Here is a 20,658-nt window from a genome sequence, read left to right as displayed (position 1 = left end):
GCCGCGGCGTACACCCTTCCCCATTGCGGCAACCCCGCCAGGCGAATGCCCGGCCGGATCACCGCCCGCTCTCGGGCCCCCACCCCCGCCCCTGGTCCCCCCCTCGCCGCCCCTCGCCCCCGTCGCCACCCCTCACCCGTCACCAGGAGGAGGGCAGATACAGGGCCCAGAAACGCCGAAGGCCGCCTGGGTTACCCGAGGCGGCCTTCTTCAAACGTCGTTCAGACGCTGGATTCCGCCGCCTCTAGGAGCCCTTCCCCAGATTCCCGAGATCTTTCGAGTCGCCCCGACGAAGATGCTCTGGCTGACTGGCTGCGGGCGTTCCCGGCTCGCTACCGACCAGGCAAATGACCGCCACACCTTCCGGACGGAAGGCTGAGGCAAACATCGGCTCGGTCGAATAGCGGGTCATGATGCTGTGCTCGATTGAGTACCCTGTTTCAGATGCACCGAGCAACAAAATAGTTCCCCGCTTCATCACTTTCTTCTTGGATCTGCGATTGCAACGTCTGCAGGGGGGGACCCCCTCCGTCGAGCCCCCCGGGCTACCCTGGAGGACCGGAGGCGCTTGGGTGTCCGTTGATGTGGGCATGCCCGGCACTCCGGCCGCTCCGGTTCAAACGCCGGCTGCATCGCCCAGATCCGGACGTCCGTCCCAGGGTCGAGGCCCCCCGCAGGTGCTACCTGGACCGGAGCCGAGGTCGCGGTGCACGGGACCTGCCTCAGGGCGCAGCGTCCGGGGGTCCATCCGCCTCGAATGCGGCGTGGTAGGTGACCGCTCCGTGCCGCACGGCGCCGCGGAACGACAGCGCCTGGAAGTATACGGCTGGCGCTCCGGCAAACGTGAGGCGACCGTCCGCCGCGAAGCCAAAACGACCGTAGTACGCCGGGTCGCCGAGGACGACGCACCCCTCGGCCCCCTGCGCTTCGAGTCGTGCCAGTCCTTCCTGGATCAGCGCCCTGCCAATCCCGCGTCGCTGCCACGTCGGATGCACTGCGACCGGTCCAAGACCGAACCAGCCGCAACGCTCACGGTCGATGGCGACCTCGGAGAAGGCGACGTGACCCGCGATCTCGCCGTCTTCAACCGCCACGAGAGAGATCGACAGTGCACCCGAAGCGCGGAGCGCGTCGACGATGAACGGCTCCGTGTGACTGCTGTGCGCGGCCTCCGCGAACGCGGAGGTCACGAGGGAGAAGATGGCCGCCTCGTCTCCTGGATGCTCGTCTCGAAGGATCATTCGTCCGGTCCCCCACTCCCCTGCCCATGCGCGTGCCCGTGACCGTGCCCGTGCTCATGCCCGTGCTCATGCCCGTGCCCATGCGCGTGGCCGTGCCCCTCGGGGCTGCAGCGCGCGTCCTCCCAGCCCACCCAGTACGGTCCCTGGGGGCCATGCTCGCGCTTCCAGATGGGGAGGCGCTCCTTGATGCGGTCGATGAGCAACCGGCACGCCTTGAAGGCTTCCCCTCGGTGCGGGGCGCTCGCGGCGCAGATCACCGCCGCATCCCCCACCTTCAGCGCGCCCACCCGGTGGGCCGCCGCGACCCGCACCCCCGGGATCTCCGCCGGCAACTCGGCGAGGATGCGCGCGAGCTCCGCCTCCGCCATGGAGGCATAGGCCTCGTACTCGAGCAGCGTCACTGTGCGACCCTCGTTGTGGTCGCGCACCAGCCCCAGGAACGTGGCCACGGCCCCTGCCCCCGCGTGCGCCACCTCGGCCGCAATCGCGTCCGCATCCAGAGGCTCGGCCCGGATGCGCCCCTGCACCGCCGCCATTCCCTGGTCCCCCGCGGCCCCTCCATGCGGCACCACGCCCTGCCGCTCCTCGGTCCCTCTTCCTCCACCCGGAGTGCTCGCCGCTCCTCCTGACCTCTCCCCGGTCTGCGGGGCGTCCTCCCTGGCGGGCCGCCCCTCCGGCTTCCCCTCCGCCTCCTCGCGACGGAAGTGGCCGGAGCGGCCGCCGCTCTTCTCGATCAGGCGGATGTCGGTGATCACCATCGCGCGGTCGATGCCCTTGAGCATGTCGTAGAGGGTGAGGCATGCGACGTTGACGGCGACCATGGCCTCCATCTCGACGCCGGTCCGATCCAGGGCCTCGGCGGTGGCGGTCACGTGGACGGCGGCCGCGGGCTCGTCGACGGCGAGGTCGATGGAGACGTGGGTGAGGGCAATGCCGTGGCAGAGGGGGATCAGCTCCGGGGTGCGCTTTGCGGCCATGATGCCGGCAATGCGCGCAGTCGCCAGGACCTCTCCCTTGGGGGTGTCTCCGCGGGCGAGGCGCGCGGCGGTCTCGGGATGCATGCGGATCGTGGCGCCCGCGATGGCCCTGCGGCGGGTGGTGGGCTTCGCATCCACAGGCACCATGTGGACCTCACCGCGTTCGCTGAGGTGGGTCGAGAGGGAGGCAGCCTCGGAGGGGGACGGCACGTTCCTGGGGTCCGCGCTCCCGGCAGGGGCGGGTACGGAAGGGTCGGGGTCGGGGCACGGCATGGCGAAGATCTGGCACGTCGGCCCGCTCCTTGTACAGGGAGGGGAAAAGCGGGGAGAGAGGGGGGTCGACGGGAAATGGGCGAGGGAGGGGGTAGGAGCGAGGGAGGGGGGAGGCATGTAGGGGGGTACGGTAGAGAGGGAAGAGCGGCGGAAGGGGTGGATTCAGAGGGTGGGGGACGCCGGAGAAGAGGTGGGGGACGCCGGAGAAGAGGTTGGGGCCGGACGAGAAGAGGGGGGTGCGGCGATGGCGGGCGGTGCCGACGCTGCATACAGGTCTTTCTTTGCTGCACGTCGGAGGCGCGATGACGCGGCTGCGGGGTCGGATCCGGCCCGGCAGGAGCGCTTGATCCATGCCGAGGGGGGGGGATGCGATGGGCGTTCACGCAAGGGAGTGCTCGCATGAGGGAAGGTGTTCGGGCGCATGAGGCGGTGGCTCCCGAGGCGACGGGGAGAGGCGTCGTGAGCGCTGCGCCAGCGCAGGAGGGGGCGGCGAGGTTCACCTTCGTGGTGGAGGGGTCGGGGCCGCGGCTCCACGTGACGAGGTTCGAAGGACGGAAGGGGCTCTCGGAGCTTTTCCGGTTCGAGATCGATCTCGTCGGCGAAGGCAGCGCGTTCACGATGGACGACCTGGTGGGGGCCTCGACGTGCCTCACCCTCCAGGCTCACGGGACCCAGCGCCACGTGCACGGGATGATCAGCCGCTTCGAGCTGGGCATCAGCACCGAGCAGCACACCGCGTACCGGGTCACGCTCGTCCCCTCGTGTGGCGCCTCAAGCTCCGGCAGGGCTGCCGGATCTTCCAGCAGCAGCGCACCCCCGAGATCCTCGCGAGCCTCCTCGAAGAGGCGGGCGTTCCGCGCGACCGGTACCGCTTCAAGCTCAGCCGAAAGGCCTACCCGCCGCGCGAGCACCGGGTGCAGTACCGGGAGTCGGACTGGGCGTTCCTCTGCCGCCTCATGGAGGAAGAGGGGCTCTTTTACTACTTCGAGCACACCGCGGAGGAGCACACGCTGATCGTCGCTGATGCTCCCTACGCCCATGAGCCCCTCCCCGAAGGCGACACGCTGCTGCTCCGGCCTCCGACGGGTGCGCTCGCGACCGGGGAGCATGCGTCGAGCTTCACCTTCGCCCAGGAGATGCAGGCGGGCCGGGTGACCCTGCGCAACTACAGCTTCAAGACGCCGGCGGTCCTCCTGGAGAGCGAAGCGCGCGCGGGGGGCGCCTCGGAGGACCTGGAGGTGTACGACTTCCCGGGCGAGTCCGAGGACCCCAGGGCCACCGACGAGATGGCGAAGCTGCTGCTCGAGGAGCGCCAGGCGTCGGCGCGGGTCGGCACGGCCGAGAGCAACGTGATGCGCGCTTGCCCCGGCTACGTCGTCGCCCTCCAGGGGCACCCGCACGATGACCTCAACCGGCGCTACCTCCTCACCGCGGTCGACCACCAGGGCGCGCAGGCCCTGTTCGAGGCGGTGTCACCCGAGAGCCGCTACACGAACCGCCTGCGCTGCATCGGCGCCGAGATCCCCTTCCGGGCGCCGCGCCAGACGCCGAGGCCGGCGATCCACGGCGTGCAGACGGCGGTCGTGGTCGGCCCGGAGGGGGAGGAGATCCACACCGACAAGCATGGGCGGGTCCGGGTGCGGTTCCACTGGGATCGGGTGAAGTGGCGGGACGGCCACGATTCGTGCTGGATCCGGGTGAGCCAGTCCTGGGCCGGGCAGGGGTAGGGCAGCATGGTCATTCCGCGCGTCGGGCAGGAGGTGGTGGTCGACTTCCTCGACGGGGATCCGGACCGGCCCCTCGGCACCGGCTGCGTCTACCACGGCACGAACCCCACGCCCTACCAGCTCCCGGCCGACAAGACGAAGACCACGCTCCGCACCCGCTCCTCTCCCGGCGGGGAGGGCTTCAACGAGCTCACCTTCGAGGACAAGAAGGGCGAGGAGGAGGTCTACCTGCGCGGTCACTGCGACTGGACCATCGCGGTGGGGCGCGACAAGGAGGAGGCGGTGGGCCGCGATCAGGGCCTCGACGTGGAGCGGCACCGCACGAAGGCCGTGGGCGGGAACCAGAGCGAGACCGTGGGCGGTGACAAGACCATCGCCGTCGCCGGCGCGCACACCGAGACCATCGGTCAGGACGAGACCATCCTGGTGACCGCCGCGAGCACCCTCACCGTCGGCACCGACCGCAGCGAGACCATCGGCGCGGACCACATCGTCACGGTGGGCGCGAACCACACGGAGATCATCGGCTCCAACATGGCGCTCACGGTCGGCGGCAGGCGCACGGAGACCGTCACCGGCGACGACGATCTCGCCATCCACGGCCAGTACGAGGTGGTGGTGGCCCAGGGCATGAGCACCCGGGTGGGGGCCGATCACGCCGAGGAGATCGCCGGGGAGAAGACCGTCTCCGCGGGGACGAGGCTCCTCCACCAGAGCGGCCGCGGCAGGATCCTCATCGACGAGAAAGGTCGCATTGTCATCGAGGGCAGCGACATCACCGTGCGCTCCTCCGCCCCGGTGAAGGTGGTGGGCAGCCGCCTCACCGTGAAGTCGAAGGGCGCCGTCAGCGTCAAGGCCGACGGAGACGTGAAGGTCCGCGGCAAGATCGTCGACATTAATTGACGGCAGGGGCTCGCGCCCCCGCCCCCCGCCGAGCGAAGCTCGTCGGGGCCCCCCACTCCGCGATCCACCTGCGGTTTCCAGTGCGTTCTGCCGCTTCGGGACTGATGCCCGTCGCATCGGGAGGCGGACGATGTCCCCGACCCGCATCCATGAGAGCGTTCTCCAGTGGCGCGCGCCCCCGCCCCCGCGAAGGCCTACCGCTTTCCCCGCAGGCTGGCGAACCGCGCCGCTGCCTCTTTCCCGAGCTTGGGATCCGCCGCCAGCCGCTTCGTCCAGACCCGCACCAGGGGCAACAGCGCGGCACGCTGGATCCACAGCTCACGCAGCACCGCCTCCCCCTTGCCGCGCTCCACGCCCACGGTGAGGCGCGCGTACTCCGGGAGCAGGATCGGCCCGCGCATCGCTTCCACCGCCGCGACGTAGGCGACGTCGCTTTCGCCCCGCAGCTTGCCCGAACCGCTGGTGACGTCGCTGTCGATGGCCGCGCGCCAGTGCTTCTCGACCAGCGCCCAGCGGTGACGATCCAGTCCGTGCGCGCGCAGCACTTCGCCCCGCGGTGCCTTCGCTCCATCGATCTCGGCGGCGATGGTGGCATAGCGCGCGACGGGCACGTCCTCTGGACGCCACGGCGGCTCCGGCCGGGCCTCCGTTGCTTCGCGCGTTTCCTCGCGCCCCTCGGGCTCCCCTGCCCTCACCGACGGCAGGACGGCGGGCGGCGCCACGAGCGGAGGCTGGACGGGGAAGCCCTCGCCCTCCGCACGAAAAGCCGGATACCCCGGACCCTGGCTCCCCGCGAGCGCTTCCGCGTGAAGGGGCCCCCGCAGAGCCTCCCGTTCACCCCCGGCAGCCTGGAATGGCAGCGGGGCCTCGGCGGGCACGAGCTGCGCCGCCAGCGTGCCGGTGCCCACGGGCGCCCGGAAGGCACTGCCGGGAGCGCCGGGAGCGCCGGGAGCGCCGGGAGCGCCGGGAGCGCCGGGAGCGCCGGATGCGGACGATGGAACCGACGACGGAGACGGCGCGTCCTGAGGCACGAAGGGCAGCGTCGGCCTCGTGACCGCGGCCGGGAGGGGGCGCGCGTACCACGCCAGGTGGTTCCAGCCCACGGCATGCCGGCGCAACCGCGCGAACCGCTCGGGCCACGTGGACGCGATGGGGCCGAGATGAACCGGCGGGATTGGCCCCCGCGACAGGGAGAACCCGGGCGGCAGCAGGGTGGGCGCTGGCCGGAAGCCCGGCGCCTCCCCCGGTCCAGGCGGCGAGACCCCCACCGGGTTCGAGGTCCCCAGGCCCCCGGCAGCGCGCTCCCAGCGGAGCGGCATCTGCACGAACGGCGTGCCCGATCCCTTCTCTCCCTGCGCGCTCCAGGCGCGGTCGCCGTGCACCTCCACCGACTTGTCCACCTGCCCCACCGCGAGGCGCGCCACGAGCGACCGCACCGGCCGGCCCTGGGGCGCATGGGCGCTCCCGACGAGCAGCACATCCATGTACCGCCGGTAGGGGACCAGATCGGCCGCGACGCGCAGGCTTTGCCGCGCGTCGTCGTTCCAGAAGTGGTCGAACACGTACAGTTCGTCCTGCTCCGGGGCCAGCGGCGAGCTGCCCGGGGACAGCAGGAACGTCGCTTTGCAGGCCACCGTGAGCGTGAACGCCTCCGGCCTGGGCTGCCACACGACGGACGCGACGCGGAGCGGGCAGTTCGAGACGACGCGCACGCGCCCATCGTACCAGCGCCCCGCGCTCGGGGTGTCTCCCCCGAGGGCCATCCCAGCGCGACCCCATCCGGCCGGCAGTGGACCTCACTTCGAGGTGCCCTGACGCGCCGGGCTCGGCGTACGATCGCGGCCTTCAGCCCGGGGTGATCACCGCGCTCTCCAGTGCAGCCAGGCCCGGCGTGGCCCTCACGAAAGGCGTCCTCGAGTGCCGACCGAACAGCGCCATGGCACGAACGTCACCATCAATGTCAATGGCCTGTCGCTCGTGCACCAGGCCAGCGACGGTGTCTCCACGGCGACCCTGCCGAATCCGTGCCTCACCCCGCCCACCGGCGCCCTCGTCCCCTACCCCAGCGTCGCGTTCTCCCGCGACCTGGCCCGGGGGACGCGCTCCGTGAGGGTGGACGGTGGCCATTCCGCCGCCACCGCGCAGGCCGTCTTCGCGACGAGCACGGGCGACGAGCCCGGCACGCTGGGAGGCGTCGTGAGCGGTACCCACGGCGCCGAGGCGAGCTTTCTGACGTTCTCGCCCAACGTCTGCCTCGAAGGCGTCTCCGCGACCCGGCTCACCGACAAGATGCTCCACAACCGGGGCAACACCATCGACGCCACCGGCGAGACCCAGCCCACGGTCAAGCGGGCCCGCGGAGATGCTGGGGCGCGCAACAAAGACGAGGTGAAGAAGCTGTTCGTGAAGGTGGTGAACGAAGCCGGAAAGCCCGTACACAAGCCCGTCAAGGTCGTGCTCAAGGGCAAGGGCAAGCGGTACACCTCGACGCATCTCGACGACAAAGAGCGCGTCGTCTTCCGCAACGTCAAGAAAGGCAAGTACCGCGTCATCGCCATTCACGGCTGCTATCCCGAGGGATTCCGGGACGACTACAAGGTCAGCCAGAACAAGCAGGAGGTCGAGATCAGGCTCCTGCGCGGGAAGCTCCGTGACGTCGCGAACATCCCGGTGGGCGTGAGCATCCCCGGCAATCCCGGCAATGCAGCAGACACGCGCGGCCCGCAGCGATGGGACGCCGCGAAGGAGGAGTTCGACGACGTGGTGATCCGCGCTTTCTGGGCGAGCAACCATGGGGAGAAGTTTCTGGACTCCCCTCGGCCGGAAATGGCGAAGCACGTCTCGGAGATGCTGGATGTAAACGTCCGGCCCGCCATCGCGTGGGCCACAGCGCGGGGGCTGAACATGGAGCTGACGCCGCTCTTCTGGCCCCTCGCCACACCAAAGCCAGACTGGCAGCCCAACCCGCGCTGGGAAGACCGGCTCAAGACCCGGGACGAGGCGCTCACCGCCGTGAAGGATTACATCGCGTCCGTCGCCCTCAAAGTCAGCGAACTCAAAGCGATGGATCAGGTGAAGGGCGACAAGAAGCCGAAGGGCGGCAAGGCGAAAAAGCAGCACTTCTACGCCTTCGAGCCCGGAGCGATCCAGACGATGCTCGAGATCTTGCGGTACGCCGGCAAGGCCTTTCCGAATGCGCTCCTCATCGTGAACGACTACGGCGTCGAGGGCTACGACGGCAAGAGGAGCGCCCTGGGAGCGCGGGGATACCGCTTCCTGGAGCTGATGCGCACCCTGCGAAGGCGCCTGCTCAAGAAGGAGACCCCGGACGACGCGAAGATCCTCCCTCGATTGCGCGCCGGTTTCCAGGCCCACCTGCGCTCGGGCGGGGAGCTGGGATCCACCAGGGCGAAGAGCGATCGCCTCGACTTCCGCCCCAGATCCATCCGCAGGCAGGTGGCAGCGCTCAAGAAGCTCAAGCTGCATGTCTGCGTCACTGAATGCGATCTGGAGCTGCCCGCCTATTCGGTGTGCAAGAACGGGAAGAAGCAGACCGTGGATCTCCCGGCGATGCCCTTCGAGGCGGCGACGGAGACGGTGGAGGTGCAGGACGCCAGTGGCAACAAGCAGCAGGTACGCAGGCTCCGCTCGACCGACATCGAGCGGCAGTACTTCCAGAAGGAACGGGCGAAGTACCTGAAGGTATTCGCCATCCAGCGCGACCTCTCGCGCGACATCCTCGCGGCCATTCTCTGGCACGGCACGGTCGACTCATTCATCTGGTGGGACTTCGAGGACTGCCTCCCGGACGGGAAATGCGGCTCCACCTTCCGCTACCACGGCTACCTGTTCCACCGGCACCTGGTCTGCACCAAGTGCAAGGACGATCCGGCGATGAAGGTCCCTTACGGCGCGAAGCCGGAGGAGGTCTTCTACAAGAAGCCCAAGTACTGGGGTGCCGTTGCTGCCTTCAAATCCCCGCGGAGAGCAGGCCTGAGCTGAGACCTGGGCACTCCGGCATCGGGCGCTGCCAACTCCGGAGGACATGTCCGCACGCGGGACGGTATCGTCACGCGCTCACGCGGCCCATGGCCACACGCCACACGCCACACGCCACACGCCACACGCCACAAGGAGAAGCATGCTGCTCAAGGACAAAGTCGTCATCGTCACGGGAGCGACCTCGGGGATCGGCGCAGCGACCGCCGTGGAGGCGGCACGCCAGGGGGCCAAGGTGGTCGCCGCCAGCCGCCGCACGGATCGGGGCGAGGAGCTCGTCGCCCGCATCCGGGCGGAGGGAGGGCAGGCGCTGTTCGTGCGCACCGACGTCACCCAGGACGAGAGCCTCGCGGCCCTCGTGGACCGCGCCGTCCACGAATACGGCCGGCTGGACGGCGCGTTCAACAATGCCGGGATCGCGGGGCCCGTCCAGCGCTTCGACGAGGTGCCCCACCAGGAGTACATGGACCTCATCACGGTCAACCTGCACGCCGTCTTCGTCAGCATGAAGTACCAGATCCAGGCGATGCAGAAGACCGGGGGAGGCGCGATCGTGAACTGCGCGTCAGTCCTGAGCATGGTGGGGGCGCCGATGCTGGCCGCGTACGTGACGTCCAAGCACGGGATGCTCGGCATGACCAAGGGGGCGGCCATCGACGCGGCCGCGAGCAACATCCGGGTGAATGCGGTGCTGCCAGGGCCGATAGAGACGGAGATCTGGGACACCATCAAGGAGGGGCAGTCGCTCTACGCCGGGTTCATCGGCGGGACGCTCCTGGGCCGTGCGGGGCGACAGGAGGAGGTCGCGCGCCCCGTGCTGTTCCTGCTGTCGGACTGGGCGTCCTACATCACGGGGGCGTCGCTGGTGATCGACGGTGGCTACACGCTCCGGTAAGAGCCTGAAGACAGGGGCTCCTGTCTACGCGGTCGTCGCCTGACCGGGCACGAAGACCACGGCGGCCCCCCGCAATCCTCCCTCCGACCCAGCCCACAGGAGCGAGCACGGTCCCCGCGGAGCTCCGCGCCGCGCCACCTCCACCGCGAGCCCGGCGAACAGCGGCCCCGACGCTGCGCCGACGTCCCCCCAGGACGTGGACGGCGCGAGGAGCCGCGGCGGGTCCGCCAGGCGCTTGCGCAGGCGCACCACCGTGAAACCCACCTCGTCGGCCCGGCAAGGCTCGCCATTGAGATCGCCAATGAGCTGGTCCACCAGCATCCCCTCCGGCAGCGACGCCAGCGCGCCCCGGAAAGCCACGGAGAGTCCCTCTCCGGTGCACACCATGGCGGTCTTGATCCGCTTCGGCTCGTGCCCCACGCCGACGCCCAGCACCTGGCCGAGCAGAGGCCTCCCCAGCCGCGTCGCCATTCCCTCCGAGGCCAGCAAGCAGAACCCTGCCCCCTCGCCGGGGATGAACCCCCGCGGGTTGCCCCGGCGAAAGAGCTGCCCCTCCGCGTCGAGCCAGTCGAGCATTTCCTCGTCCAGGTAACCCTCCACGCCGCCCACCAGACAGAACTCCGCCGTGCCCTTCCGGAGCGCCTCCGCACCCTGCGCCAGCGCCGCGAAGCCGGCAGCGTGGCCCTGCGGCAACGCCACCACCTCCGGCGAGAATCCCCACCCCCGCAGCGCGCGCGTGACGCTCTCCACGAGCTTCTGCCCGACCTCCTTCGACCAGCCAGGCCGCTCCTCGGGCAGGCCGATCCACACGGGCAGCGTCCTGCGCCCCACCGCCGGGACGAGCCCCCGCGCCCCGGATCCCGCCAGTGTGCCACCAGCGCCGCGAGCCCGACCCAGCGCAGGACCGCCGCCTCCGAGGTGAGCAGCTCCCGCGCCGCGCCCTCGATCTGGGCCCACGGGAGCCACGCCAGCGCCGCGCCGACCCCGCGCACCCGCCCTGGCTCCTCCAGCATGGCGTCGAGCACCTGCGCGATGGCCCTCCTGTCCTCCCCCGCGAAGGCCAGCACCGCCGCCACGAACACCTCCCCCGCGTCTCCCAGGACCAGCGCCGCCTTGCAGATCGACCACCCCCCGCGCCCCGCGATCCTCAGCCCATCGAGGTGGGCCTCCAGCCGCTCGTCGAGCTGCGTCAGCGCCTCCAGATCGTAGCGCGACGAGCGCACCGCCGTGTCGCGGAGCGCCCAGAGCATGGCCGCATCCTCTGCATGTTGCTCGACGATGGCGCGGATCATCGGTGCGTGGCTCTGGCGTTCCCCCTGGTCATCCGGATCGTACCACGACCCCTGGGCCAGCACGCCCCATGCCCTGCCCGCGCGCTCAGCGCCTCGTGGCCAGGCTCGCGACCACCGCGGTGAGCTCCGTCGGCTCGACGGGCTTGGTGACGTGCGACTGGTAGCCGGCGCGCAGCGCGCGGGTCCGGTCCTCGGGCCTCGCGAAGGCCGTGAGCGCCGCGGCAGGCGTCCTCCCGCCCTGCTCGGGCTTGAGCAGGCGCACCTGCCGGATGAACTCGTACCCGTCGACGACCGGCATCCCGATGTCGCTCACGATCATGTCCGGCCGCTCGCGCCGCAAGAGCTCCAGCCCTTCGGACGCCGACGCCGCGATGAACACCCGCGCCCCGCACTCTTCGAGCACCCGCTTCAGCAGCGTCCTCGCGTCCGGCTCGTCGTCCACGGCCAGCACGGTGATCCCTTCCAGGGAGGGATGCTCCAGCGGAGAGCTCCCCTCCACGTATGCCTCGGCGTGCTCCCGCCGCGAGGCCGGTGCGGCCTCGTGCACCGCCACGATGGGCAGCTCGATGGTGAAGGCCGCCCCCTGCCCCTCCCCGGCGCTCACCGCGTGAATGGCGCCCCCGTGCAGCTCCACCAGGTGCTTCACGATCGACAGCCCCAGCCCGAGCCCCCCGTGCCGCCGCGTCGTCGACGCATCGGCCTGCCGGAACCGCTCGAACATGTGCGGCAGGAACTCCGGCTTGATCCCCTGCCCGCTGTCGACCACGCACACCTCCACGTGGCTGTTCACCCGCTGGAGGCCCACCAGGATGTGCCCCCCCTTCGGCGTGAACTTGATGGCGTTCGAGAGCAGGTTCCAGAAGCACTGCTGCAGCCGGTTCGGATCTCCGCGCACCGCCCCCGCCGCAGCATCCAGCGTCATCTCCAGCCGGATGTCCTTCGCCTCTGCGGAGTGGCTGACCGACGCCACCGCCGCCCGCACCACCTCCTCCACCTCCACCCGCTGCACGTCCAGCAGAATCTTGCCGGAGATGATCCGGCTCATGTCGAGCAGATCCTCGATGAGCTGCACCTGGATCTTGCTGTTCCGCTCGATGACGGTGAGCCCCTCCCGGAACTGCTCGTGCTCCCGGCTCCGCGCCCGCAGGATGTGCGACCAGCCGAGGATCGCGTTGAGCGGCGTGCGCAGCTCGTGCGACAGGGTGGCCAGGAACTGGTCCTTCAGCAGGCTCACCCGCTCCGCCTCCGAGCGCGCGGCGCGCTCCGCGTCGAGCAGGTGCTCCCGCTCCTCCGCCGCCTGCTTCACGCTGTCGTAGAGGCGCGCGTTGTCGATCGCCACCGCGGCCTGCGCGGCCACCCCCACCAGCACCCGCTCGCTCCGCTCCGTGAACACGCCGCACTGGGAGTGCCCGAAGAACAGGCCGCCGATCACCTCCCCCGAGCGCGACACCACCGAGACCGCCAGGTAGCTCCGCACGGGCAGGTGCCCCGGCGGCATTCCATGGTGGGGACCCCAGTGTCCGTAGCGGGGATCGGCGCGCACGTCGGCGCAGCGGATCGGCCCCGCCCCCTGGAAGGTCGGCGCAAACAGCGGCGTCGCGCGGGGGTGCCCGAGCTTCGCGAAGGCTTCCCAGGGCGCCCCCGAGAGCACGTAGAGCAGGTAGGCGTCCCCTTTCTCGTCGGTCGTGTTGTAGAAGAACGCCCCGAACTCCGCCCCGCAGATCTCCGTGGTGGCGTCGGTGATCGACTGCAGCAGGCTCCGCAGATCGAGCTGCGACGCGATGGTGCTCCCGGTCCGGTTGAGCAGCTCCAGGAACTGCGCCTCATCCCGCAGCGCCGCCTCCGCCAGCTTGCGCTCCGTGACGTCCCGGAAGCTCCACACCCGCCCTGCGTGCTGCGCGTCGATGCGCTGCACCGTCGACGACCGCTCGAACACCCTGCCATCGACGAGCTCCACCCGATCGAACGTCTCCGGCGAGGACGCCGCCTCGATGGCCTCGATGGCGGCCAGAAACGTCCCGGGGTCCGCGACCTGGCGGCTGCAGACCTCCAGCAGATCCTGGTGGCGCCGCCCCTCCATGACCTCGCGCGGGATCTGCCACATCCGCACGTACCGCTGGTTGTACTCCGCCACCCTGCCGGCGCTGTCCGTCACCAGGATCCCGTCGGTCGTGGCCTCCAGCGTCGCCCGCATCAGCGCGACAGACTGGGCGAGCGTCTCGTTCTCCCGCGCGAGCGCCTCGTTCTCCCGCGCGAGCGCTCCCTGCTCCTGGCCGACACGCACCCCCTCCGGCGCCTTCGCCACGATCTGCACTGGAGTTTCTGGGTCCACCTTCGGCGGGGCCGGGGGAGTGATCATGAATCGCGACCAGCATAGCCGGCCTCCCGGAGCGGGCAATTCCTCGTCCCTGCCTCAGCCGGTTCGCGCGCTCGTCACCCCTGGCGGCAGGAGGATCGCGCCCCCGTTGCCCCGCCTACCCCAGCATGTCCAGATACCGCCCCCCGCGGTCGTCGCCCCCCTCGAAGTCGTTGTGCCCGTAGATGGCCTCCCTGTCGTGGCCCAGGTAGTTCGAGTGCACCCGCACCTCGGTCCCCGCCGGCAGGATGGGCGCGGGCAGCGGGGGAACGTTCGCCGCCTCCCAGTCGACGATCACCTCGGAGGGGCGGATCGCGTCGCCGAACAGCTTGTAGCTCAGCGTCTCCTCCTCCTCGTGCGCGGCCTCGTCCTCCTCGAAGTCGAAGCTGCACTCACCGTCCTCGAAGGTGAGGACGGGATAGCCCGGGATGACGAGGCGGATGAACGGCAAGAGGTCGATGGTGCGCCTGGCCTCTCCTGGCACGTACACGCTGAGGAGGATGGACTCGCCATACCAGCCCACCAGGTACACGCCGGAGCCACTCCCGAGGTCGCGGGAGAGGATCTCCTTCACCGCGGCGAGATCGTTGACCACGAAGCAGTCTCCCCGCCGCGCCCCGCCCGGGCTGACATGAAGCTCGAGGGTGTAGAAGCTGCCCTGGTTCTCCTTCGACATCGCGTCCTCCGGGCTCAGCACGCTACACCATGCGGGCAGCGCCCGCCCTGCGCCATCGCCTCGCGTCATCGCCGCGCTCAGCGCTCCGAGGCCGTCTGCAAGGCCGCCCTCACCTCCGCGGCCACCTTCGGTTCTTTCACCACCTTCGCCAGCCACACCCGGCGGATGCGCATCATCGCGTCCTCCGGCAGGCCCAGCTCGGAGAGATCCGCCTCGACGTGGCCTCGCTCGGCAGCGATCACCAGGCGCGCATACTCGCGCGCGGTGATGGGCCCCCGCGTCGCCTCCAGCGCCGCCACGTAGGCCGCGTCGTACGCCGCGAGCTGCTGCTTCTTCCCGCGCCGCATCTCGTCCTGGATCTCGCTCAGCCGCTCGTCGTGGACCAGCTCCCACCGCTCCGAGGTGAGGCCCTCCTCGTCGAGGATCGTCGCGCGCATCGAGGGTCGCTGGGCGAGCCGCGCCGCGATCGCCCCGCAGCGCTCCGTGGAAAAGCGCTCTTCCTCCGGCGGGGGCGCCGGCTCCTCGGTGGAGGCCGAGGGCGCTGGCGGGGGCTCCTCGGGCGCGCTCGCGGGCGTGGCTTGCGTCACCGGGACGGCAGCGGCCGCCATGGACTGCTCCCACGTCGCCAGGGGACCGATCAGCGGGGGAGGCGCCGGTGCCTCGGCGGGAGGAGGCACGGCCGGAGGAGGCACGCTGGAGGGCGCCGTGGGAGGCGGCACAGCGGACCCCTCGGGGCGCAGCGTGGCGGACGTCCGGGCAGGCGTCACAGGGAGGGCCATGTCCGGGGGCTGTGGGGCCCCCGGAGGGCGCCACGCAGGAGCGTCGAGCCGCGCTGCAGCTCCCAGCGGCGCCGCCCCGAGCGGCACGGCGGCTCCGAGCGGCACGGCGGCTCCGAACGACACGGCGGCTCCGAACGGCACGGCGGCTCCGGGCGAGACGGCGGCTCCGAGCGGCACGGCGGCTCCGGGCGAGACGGCGGGGCCGGGTGAGACGGCGGGGCTGGACGGCACGGCAGCTCCCAGCGACATGGGTGTTCCCGACCGCGACGTCGGCGGTCCGGACTGGAACGGCAGCACCGGCTTCGCGGGCACCAGGCCTGCGGTCAGCGTGTCCGCAGGCTTCGACTTCGGTGGCGCCGGAGTGCTCTCCACCACGGCCCCTCCCACGGCCCCTCCCACGGCCCCTCCCACGGCCCTCCCCGCAGCCGCCTCGCTGGGAAGCCTGATCCCGGCGCTGCGCGCCAGCCGCTGCACCTCCTCCCACGAGACGGACTCATGGCGCCCCTCCAGCGCCACGAGCACGCTCCCGGCCTCCTCGGGCTCGTAGAGCGGCACCTGGCCCCGGAAGGTCAGCGTGCAGATCCCCCGGTCCGTGTCGATCCACAGCACGTCCGGCACCATCGGCACCGCCTGCGGGCTCTCGTCGGGCCGATCGACGTACGCGCGCGGATGGATGCCAGGCAGGCTCGTGACCAGGTGCGCGTGCGCCGGGTGGAGGTGATCGAGGACGATGCGCTCGTCGTCGCGCAGCGCCTCGACCTGCTGATCACGCGGCGCCGCGTTGAAGTAGGTTGCGTCGAAATCCGCTGGCAGCGGGTGCCGGTGCCAGTCGTTCACCGCCCACGCGCCCGCGCGGCGCCCGAGCTTCTGCAGCCGGCTCGGCCACCTCGGCGCGATGGGGCCGAAGCCCACCGGCTCCAGGATGCCGTCCAGCACCCCGACGGAAGCGCCGGGGGGCTGCAGGTTGGGCAGCCGGCGCTTGCCGTACATGTCGCGCCGCCCGGGCTCGATCCCCACCGGGTTCGAGGTCTCGGGCCCCCCCGCCGCGCGCTCCCAGACGAGCGGCATCCTGGTGAACCGTGGCCCCTCCTCCAGGATGCCGTCCTGCCGCCACGTACGATCCGCGTGCACCTTGATCACCTTGTCGACCTCGCCGACGACGATCCGCGCCTCGATCGCGCGGGCAGGCATGCCCTCCGGCGCGTGGGCGTGCCCGATCAGCAGCACATCTGCACGCACCCGGTGCGGGACGAGATCGCAGGGCGCATAGACGCTGCGGCCCGGGTCATCGTTCCAGTGCTGGTCGACGGGATGGACAGGCTCCTGCACGCCCGCGAGCCGGGATTCGAGGGGGTACAGCTCGAACGTCGCTTTGCAGGCCACCGTGAGCATCCACGACCCCGGGCGCGGCTGCCACAGCAAGGAGCCCACGGCGAGCGGCGAGAGCGAGAAGACCTCCACCCTGCCGAGCATACAACGCCCGGGCATGCCATCGCCGTGCCTCCAGCGGCTATTGTGGCGCTCGACCCCCGGACGCTAGCATGGCTCACCCGCCCTGCTGGCGCAGGACGGCCCCGCAGGGAGCTCCCATGGCAGACGCCTCCTCGACCCCTCAGCAGTCCCCGAGCAACCCGGCCCCGCACCTCCCCGCGGACAAAGTCTTCCACGTGGAGATGAAGGTCGCCTCGGGCGACATGCTCGACGTCCGGCACTTCCAGGTCTCCGAGCGCCTCTCCTCGCTGTTCGAGGTCCAGCTCAGGGCCGTGTCGGACAACCCCGACATCGATTTCGAGGCCGTCATCGGCCAGACCATGAGCTTCTCCGCGAATGCCCAGCAGCAGCGCGCCTGGTCGGGCATCTGCAGCGATCTCCGGCAGGTGGCCTCCGAGGAGCAAGGCCTCTCCACCTACGAGCTGACCCTCGTCCCCCGCCTCTGGCTGCTCACCCAGCGCCGGAACCACCGCATGTTCCAGCACAAGTCGGAGATCGACATCGTGCTCCAGATCCTCGGCGAGTGGAAGATCACCCCCACCCTGCGGCTCACCGGCGTCTACCGGAAGCGCAAGTACCGGGTCCAGTACGGCGAGAGCGACTTCACCTTCATCTCGCGCATGCTCGAGGACGCGGGGGTCAGCTTCTACTTCGACAACAGCGGCGAGAGCGTCCTCGTCCTCGACGACGGCCCGCAAGGCAACACCCTGCGCAAGCCCATCGCCTTCCGTGACCACCCCACCGACGCCGACATCGAGCACGTCACCAAGGTCAACGTCGGCCGCCGCCTGCGCCCCGGCAAGTACACCGTCCGCGACCACGATTACCGCCGGCCCGCCAGCTACCCCCTCGTCGCCACCGCCGCCGGGAACGGCCCCATCGAGGACCAGCTCGAACGATTCCACTACGTGCCTGGCGCCTTTCTCTTCGAGAGCAGCCGCTCCGAGAGCACGCCGAACGCCGACGACAAGGGGAAGTACCGCGCCGAGGAGTCCGAGGGAGAGGCCCTCGCCCAGCGCCGGCTCGACGCCAAGCGCGCCATCACCCGCGAGATCGACTTCGAGACCAACACCATCGACCTCGCCCCCGGCACCGTGGTCTCGTTCTTCGATCACCCGAAGAGCGAGCTCGGCGCCGACAAGCGCCTGCTCATCCTCGAATCCCGGTTCTCGGGCGAGGTCCCCGACCTCTGGAGGTACACCTCCACCGCCGTCAGCGCCGACGCGCAGTACCGGCCCGCCCTGCAGACCCCGAAGCCCACCACCCGCGGCGTGGAGAGCGCCACCGTGGTCGGCCCCGCCGGCGAGGAGATCCACGTCGACGAGTTCGGCCGCGTCCGCGTCCACTTCCACTGGGACCGCGAGAGCCAGATGAACGACGACTCCTCGTGCTGGATCCACGTCAGCCAGCCCTGGGGCGGCAGCGGCTTCGGGGGCACGAACCTCCCCCGCATCGGCCAGGAAGTCATCGTCGACTTCCTCGGCGGCGACCCCGACCGCCCCATCATCACCGGACGGGTCTACACCAACCTGGAGAAGACCCCCTACAAGCTCCCCGACAACAAGACCCAGAGCGGCTGGAAGAGCAACTCCACCCAGAACACCGGCGGCTACAACGAGATCATGTTCGAGGACCAGGCCGGGCGCGAGCTGCTGCGCATGCAGGCCGAGAAGGACCTCAACAAGCTCGTCAAGAACGACGAGCAGCGCAACATCGGCAACGACCGCACCACTTCCATCGGCCACAACGAGGACAAGACCATCGGCAACGACCTGATGAAGCAGGTCATGAACAACGCCCGCGAGATGGTCGGCATGAACCGCTCCCGCGCCGTCGGCGCCAACGAGAACGTGGACATCGGCGGCTCCCAGAAGATCCAGGTCGCCGAGAAGATCGAGATCATCTGCGGCAAGTCCAAGCTGGAGATGGACAAGAACGGGGTCATCAAGCTGACCGGCTCCGACATCACCATCGCCGCCACCGGCCACGTGCAGGTGACCGGCGACCCCATCGATCTGAACTGACCTCGATGCGACCCTCCCGCGTGCCAGCCGTGGCCATGCTGCAGCGCAGGTGTGATCCACCGCCCCTCGGAGCCTGGACATGACGTCTCCGCCCATCCCCGCGCCGCGCCTGGAGGAACTCTACAACCGGACGCCCCTCGCGCTGTTCCAGTGCGACAAGATGGGGGTCGGGCGGCGGTTCTACGATACGGTCGTGGCCAAGGGGACCTTCACCCTCGCCCCAGGGAGGCTGGAGCTCGCCGAGGAGCAGGCCCCCGTCGCGCTCGCCGACGAGCCCTGGGACGATGCCCCGCCCGAGCGCGCGAGCCTCCGGCACGCGGGCGAGGCGCTGCTCCTCAAGCCCAGCACCGATGTCCTCGTCACCGGCACCCTGCGCCCCGCCACGGGCGAGCCGCTGGCGCTCTGGGAGGCAGCGCTCACCATCCGGCGCAGCAGCGCGACGGTGCTCGATCACCGCGCCCAGGTGACCGGCCGCCGGTGGTGGCGTCGCCGCGGGGGCGAGTGGACCTTGACGGACCCAGAGCCGACCGCCGAGGTGCCCATCCGGTACGAGCTGGCCTATGGCGGCGCCTACCTGGAGCCCGACGCCCCCGCCGACGCAGATGGCCCGCGGTGGGTGGTCCACCCCCCGAACCCGAGCGGCACGGGGTTCGTCGACGAGCGCGCCCTCGCGTCGGACAGCGAGGTGCGCGCTCCCCAGTGGCAGCTCCCGGACCACCCCGTGACGGCCCCGAACCGTGAGATCCCCCTCGCCGGCTTCGGCCCCGTCGCCCGCCCCTGGAGCTCGCGCCTCAAGCACGCAGGAACGTACGACGACGCCTGGGAGCGACGCACCCGCGAGGACGTCGCCCGCGGGCTGCCCGCGGACTACCCGGAGGACTTCGATCCCCGCTTCTTCCAGTGCGCGCACCCGGGCCTGATCACGCCGGAGCACCTGCGCGGCGACGAGGCGTTCACCCTCGCCGGCATGGTCCCGGGCGAGGCGCCGCTCGACTTCCGCCTGCCCTGCCGCCGCGTCGAGGCCCGCTTGCTCGACGGCCAGGGTGAGGTGCAGCTCGTGCGCATGCCCCTCGACACCGTTCACATCGACCTCGACCGCGCGGTCGTCCACCTGTGCTGGCGCCTCACGCTGGATCAGGCCAGGGACATCCGCGCCGCCCTCGTCTTCGCCACGGAGGAACCATGAGCGAGCGCCACATCGCCGACGCCGAGCCGGCCTTCAAGGTCGTCAACATCACCCCCGACTTCTGCAAGGTCAACGGGCAGGTCGTCCCCTTCGACATCTTCCAGATCCTTCCCCCCGAGCGCTCGAACTACGCGAAGAAGGTCCGGGCCCGGAAGGAGAAGGTGCTCCACGTGGCCAGCATCGTCTCCGGCGTGGTCGGCAACGCGGGCTCGGGCGTGATCTCCGGCGTCTCGCAGGGCAGCGGCGACGTCGTCGTCCTCGAGGGCGCGACGAAGGTCCGCGTCGAGGGCCAGCTCTGCGCAAGGCACCGCGATCTCTGCCTGATGAACGTCAAGTCGGGTTGAGCGAAGAGACGCGTGCAGGCTCACTTCCACCCTCTCTCCCCCCCCTGAAGGTGCACGATGGCCGCCAAGCCGCCCGGTGACTTCACCCCGATCGACACCAGCGCCTCGGTTCGCGACGCGCTGAAGGGCCCCATCCTCACGCCCCTGCCCTACCAGCCACCGAGCTACACCACCAACGGGACCTACGGCCGCATGTGCACCCTGCAGCATCCCTACGGGGAGCCCAACCCGAACCAGACCTACCTCTCGCAGGGCCTGAGCCCTGCAGAGGAGCGCAGGCAGCGCGAGGAGCGACGCAAGCAGATGAACACCATCGGGCTCTGGATCGGCGGCATCACCACCGCCCCCGGCGCGCTGGTGCGGCTCCTCGGCGGCTCCGAAGACTCCGTGGAGAAAGCCGCCGAGATGGGCTTCAACTATTTCTCGCCGACCCCCGGCGCCCCCGGCACCCCCCTGGCGACGAGGTACTGGTGAGCGGCTCACCCGCCCACGCCG

The 20,658-nt window shown here is 70.5% G+C and carries 16 protein-coding genes; 9 read left to right on the top strand and 7 right to left on the bottom strand.

Going from position 1 to position 20,658, the window contains the following annotated elements; genetic code table 11:
• Nucleotides 1–722: 722 nt before the first annotated feature.
• Together CAP_RS17175 and moaC are read right to left on the bottom strand one after the other, a co-directional pair.
• Nucleotides 723–1,241: a GNAT family N-acetyltransferase gene (locus CAP_RS17175; protein WP_044241895.1), complete on the bottom strand. Its 519-nt coding sequence runs from the start codon at nt 1,239–1,241 to the stop codon at nt 723–725.
• Nucleotides 1,238–2,491 (bottom strand): cyclic pyranopterin monophosphate synthase MoaC, encoded by a 1,254-nt coding sequence (gene moaC, locus CAP_RS55560; protein ID WP_275936516.1) that lies wholly within the window; start codon nt 2,489–2,491, stop codon nt 1,238–1,240. The genes CAP_RS17175 and moaC overlap by 4 nt, the downstream gene beginning before the upstream one ends.
• A gap of 644 nt (nt 2,492–3,135) precedes the next feature.
• On the opposite strand from moaC, the gene CAP_RS48165 reads away from it, so the two are divergent.
• Nucleotides 3,136–4,218 (top strand): type VI secretion system Vgr family protein, encoded by a 1,083-nt coding sequence (locus tag CAP_RS48165; protein ID WP_081864977.1) that lies wholly within the window; start codon nt 3,136–3,138, stop codon nt 4,216–4,218.
• 6 nt (nt 4,219–4,224) lie between these two features.
• Nucleotides 4,225–5,121, top strand: a complete 897-nt coding sequence (locus tag CAP_RS48160) for a type VI secretion system Vgr family protein (RefSeq protein ID WP_052375426.1) — start codon at nt 4,225–4,227, stop codon at nt 5,119–5,121.
• A gap of 194 nt (nt 5,122–5,315) precedes the next feature.
• On the opposite strand, the gene CAP_RS44830 is transcribed toward CAP_RS48160, so the two are convergent.
• Nucleotides 5,316–6,884, bottom strand: a complete 1,569-nt coding sequence (locus CAP_RS44830; protein ID WP_052375425.1) for a DUF2169 family type VI secretion system accessory protein — start codon at nt 6,882–6,884, stop codon at nt 5,316–5,318.
• 154 nt (nt 6,885–7,038) lie between these two features.
• Here CAP_RS44830 and CAP_RS44825 point away from each other — a divergent pair, with 154 nt between their 5' ends.
• Both CAP_RS44825 and CAP_RS17145 read left to right on the top strand, forming a co-directional pair.
• The gene (locus CAP_RS44825; protein WP_052375424.1) at nt 7,039–9,123 is read left to right on the top strand and encodes a PAAR-like domain-containing protein; all 2,085 of its coding nucleotides are present in this window, start codon (nt 7,039–7,041) and stop codon (nt 9,121–9,123) included.
• Between the two features lie 139 nt (nt 9,124–9,262).
• Nucleotides 9,263–10,015 carry an SDR family NAD(P)-dependent oxidoreductase gene (locus CAP_RS17145; protein ID WP_052375423.1) on the top strand — a complete coding sequence of 251 codons (753 nt, stop codon included), beginning with the start codon at nt 9,263–9,265 and terminating at the stop codon, nt 10,013–10,015.
• A 24-nt stretch (nt 10,016–10,039) separates the two neighbouring features.
• On the opposite strand, the gene CAP_RS17140 is transcribed toward CAP_RS17145, so the two are convergent.
• The gene (locus tag CAP_RS17140) at nt 10,040–10,846 is read right to left on the bottom strand and encodes a beta-ketoacyl synthase N-terminal-like domain-containing protein (RefSeq protein ID WP_197041216.1); all 807 of its coding nucleotides are present in this window, start codon (nt 10,844–10,846) and stop codon (nt 10,040–10,042) included.
• Nucleotides 10,847–10,933: 87 nt separating this feature from the next.
• On the opposite strand from CAP_RS17140, the gene CAP_RS52360 reads away from it, so the two are divergent.
• A complete protein-coding gene (locus CAP_RS52360; RefSeq protein ID WP_044241893.1) occupies nt 10,934–11,224 on the top strand; it encodes a hypothetical protein in 291 nt (96 codons plus the stop codon).
• Between the two features lie 168 nt (nt 11,225–11,392).
• Here CAP_RS52360 and CAP_RS17130 read toward each other — a convergent pair whose 3' ends face one another.
• The 3 genes from CAP_RS17130 to CAP_RS44820 all read right to left on the bottom strand — a co-directional run bounded on the left by CAP_RS17130 (nt 11,393) and on the right by CAP_RS44820 (nt 16,606).
• Nucleotides 11,393–13,666, bottom strand: coding sequence for a hybrid sensor histidine kinase/response regulator (locus CAP_RS17130; protein WP_044241891.1), 2,274 nt, complete (start codon nt 13,664–13,666; stop codon nt 11,393–11,395).
• Between the two features lie 115 nt (nt 13,667–13,781).
• Nucleotides 13,782–14,339 carry a hypothetical protein gene (locus CAP_RS17125; RefSeq protein WP_197041215.1) on the bottom strand — a complete coding sequence of 186 codons (558 nt, stop codon included), beginning with the start codon at nt 14,337–14,339 and terminating at the stop codon, nt 13,782–13,784.
• A gap of 77 nt (nt 14,340–14,416) precedes the next feature.
• Nucleotides 14,417–16,606 carry a DUF2169 family type VI secretion system accessory protein gene (locus CAP_RS44820; RefSeq protein WP_081864976.1) on the bottom strand — a complete coding sequence of 730 codons (2,190 nt, stop codon included), beginning with the start codon at nt 16,604–16,606 and terminating at the stop codon, nt 14,417–14,419.
• 101 nt (nt 16,607–16,707) lie between these two features.
• Between CAP_RS44820 and CAP_RS17115 the strand changes: the two genes are divergently transcribed.
• From CAP_RS17115 to CAP_RS17100, 4 genes are all read left to right on the top strand, one after another.
• Nucleotides 16,708–18,633, top strand: a complete 1,926-nt coding sequence (locus CAP_RS17115; RefSeq protein WP_081864975.1) for a type VI secretion system Vgr family protein — start codon at nt 16,708–16,710, stop codon at nt 18,631–18,633.
• A 79-nt stretch (nt 18,634–18,712) separates the two neighbouring features.
• On the top strand, nt 18,713–19,819 hold the full coding sequence (locus tag CAP_RS17110; RefSeq protein ID WP_044241889.1) for a DUF2169 family type VI secretion system accessory protein: 1,107 nt from the start codon (nt 18,713–18,715) through the stop codon (nt 19,817–19,819).
• The gene (locus CAP_RS17105) at nt 19,816–20,163 is read left to right on the top strand and encodes a PAAR-like domain-containing protein (RefSeq protein ID WP_044241886.1); all 348 of its coding nucleotides are present in this window, start codon (nt 19,816–19,818) and stop codon (nt 20,161–20,163) included. Before CAP_RS17110 ends, CAP_RS17105 begins: the two co-directional genes overlap by 4 nt.
• A 57-nt stretch (nt 20,164–20,220) precedes the next feature.
• A complete protein-coding gene (locus tag CAP_RS17100) occupies nt 20,221–20,637 on the top strand; it encodes a hypothetical protein (protein ID WP_044241883.1) in 417 nt (138 codons plus the stop codon).
• The last annotated feature ends 21 nt before the right edge of the window (nt 20,638–20,658 follow it).

The organism is Chondromyces apiculatus DSM 436 (assembly GCF_000601485.1).
In the GTDB taxonomy this organism is placed as follows: Bacteria; Myxococcota_A; Polyangia; order Polyangiales; family Polyangiaceae; genus Chondromyces; species Chondromyces apiculatus.
This window is presented reverse-complemented; position numbering and strand designations above follow the sequence as displayed.

Coding starts and splice junctions, on each gene's coding strand:
- CAP_RS17175 (WP_044241895.1), bottom strand. CDS start 1,241: ATGATCCTTCGAGACGAGCATCCAGGAGACGAGGCGGCCATCTTCTCC.
- moaC (WP_275936516.1), bottom strand. CDS start 2,491: ATGCCGTGCCCCGACCCCGACCCTTCCGTACCCGCCCCTGCCGGGAGC.
- CAP_RS48160 (WP_052375426.1), top strand. CDS start 4,225: ATGGTCATTCCGCGCGTCGGGCAGGAGGTGGTGGTCGACTTCCTCGAC.
- CAP_RS44830 (WP_052375425.1), bottom strand. CDS start 6,884: ATGGCCCTCGGGGGAGACACCCCGAGCGCGGGGCGCTGGTACGATGGG.
- CAP_RS17145 (WP_052375423.1), top strand. CDS start 9,263: ATGCTGCTCAAGGACAAAGTCGTCATCGTCACGGGAGCGACCTCGGGG.
- CAP_RS17130 (WP_044241891.1), bottom strand. CDS start 13,666: ATGATCACTCCCCCGGCCCCGCCGAAGGTGGACCCAGAAACTCCAGTG.
- CAP_RS17125 (WP_197041215.1), bottom strand. CDS start 14,339: ATGTCGAAGGAGAACCAGGGCAGCTTCTACACCCTCGAGCTTCATGTC.
- CAP_RS44820 (WP_081864976.1), bottom strand. CDS start 16,606: ATGCCCGGGCGTTGTATGCTCGGCAGGGTGGAGGTCTTCTCGCTCTCG.
- CAP_RS17115 (WP_081864975.1), top strand. CDS start 16,708: ATGGCAGACGCCTCCTCGACCCCTCAGCAGTCCCCGAGCAACCCGGCC.
- CAP_RS17110 (WP_044241889.1), top strand. CDS start 18,713: ATGACGTCTCCGCCCATCCCCGCGCCGCGCCTGGAGGAACTCTACAAC.
- CAP_RS17105 (WP_044241886.1), top strand. CDS start 19,816: ATGAGCGAGCGCCACATCGCCGACGCCGAGCCGGCCTTCAAGGTCGTC.
- CAP_RS17100 (WP_044241883.1), top strand. CDS start 20,221: ATGGCCGCCAAGCCGCCCGGTGACTTCACCCCGATCGACACCAGCGCC.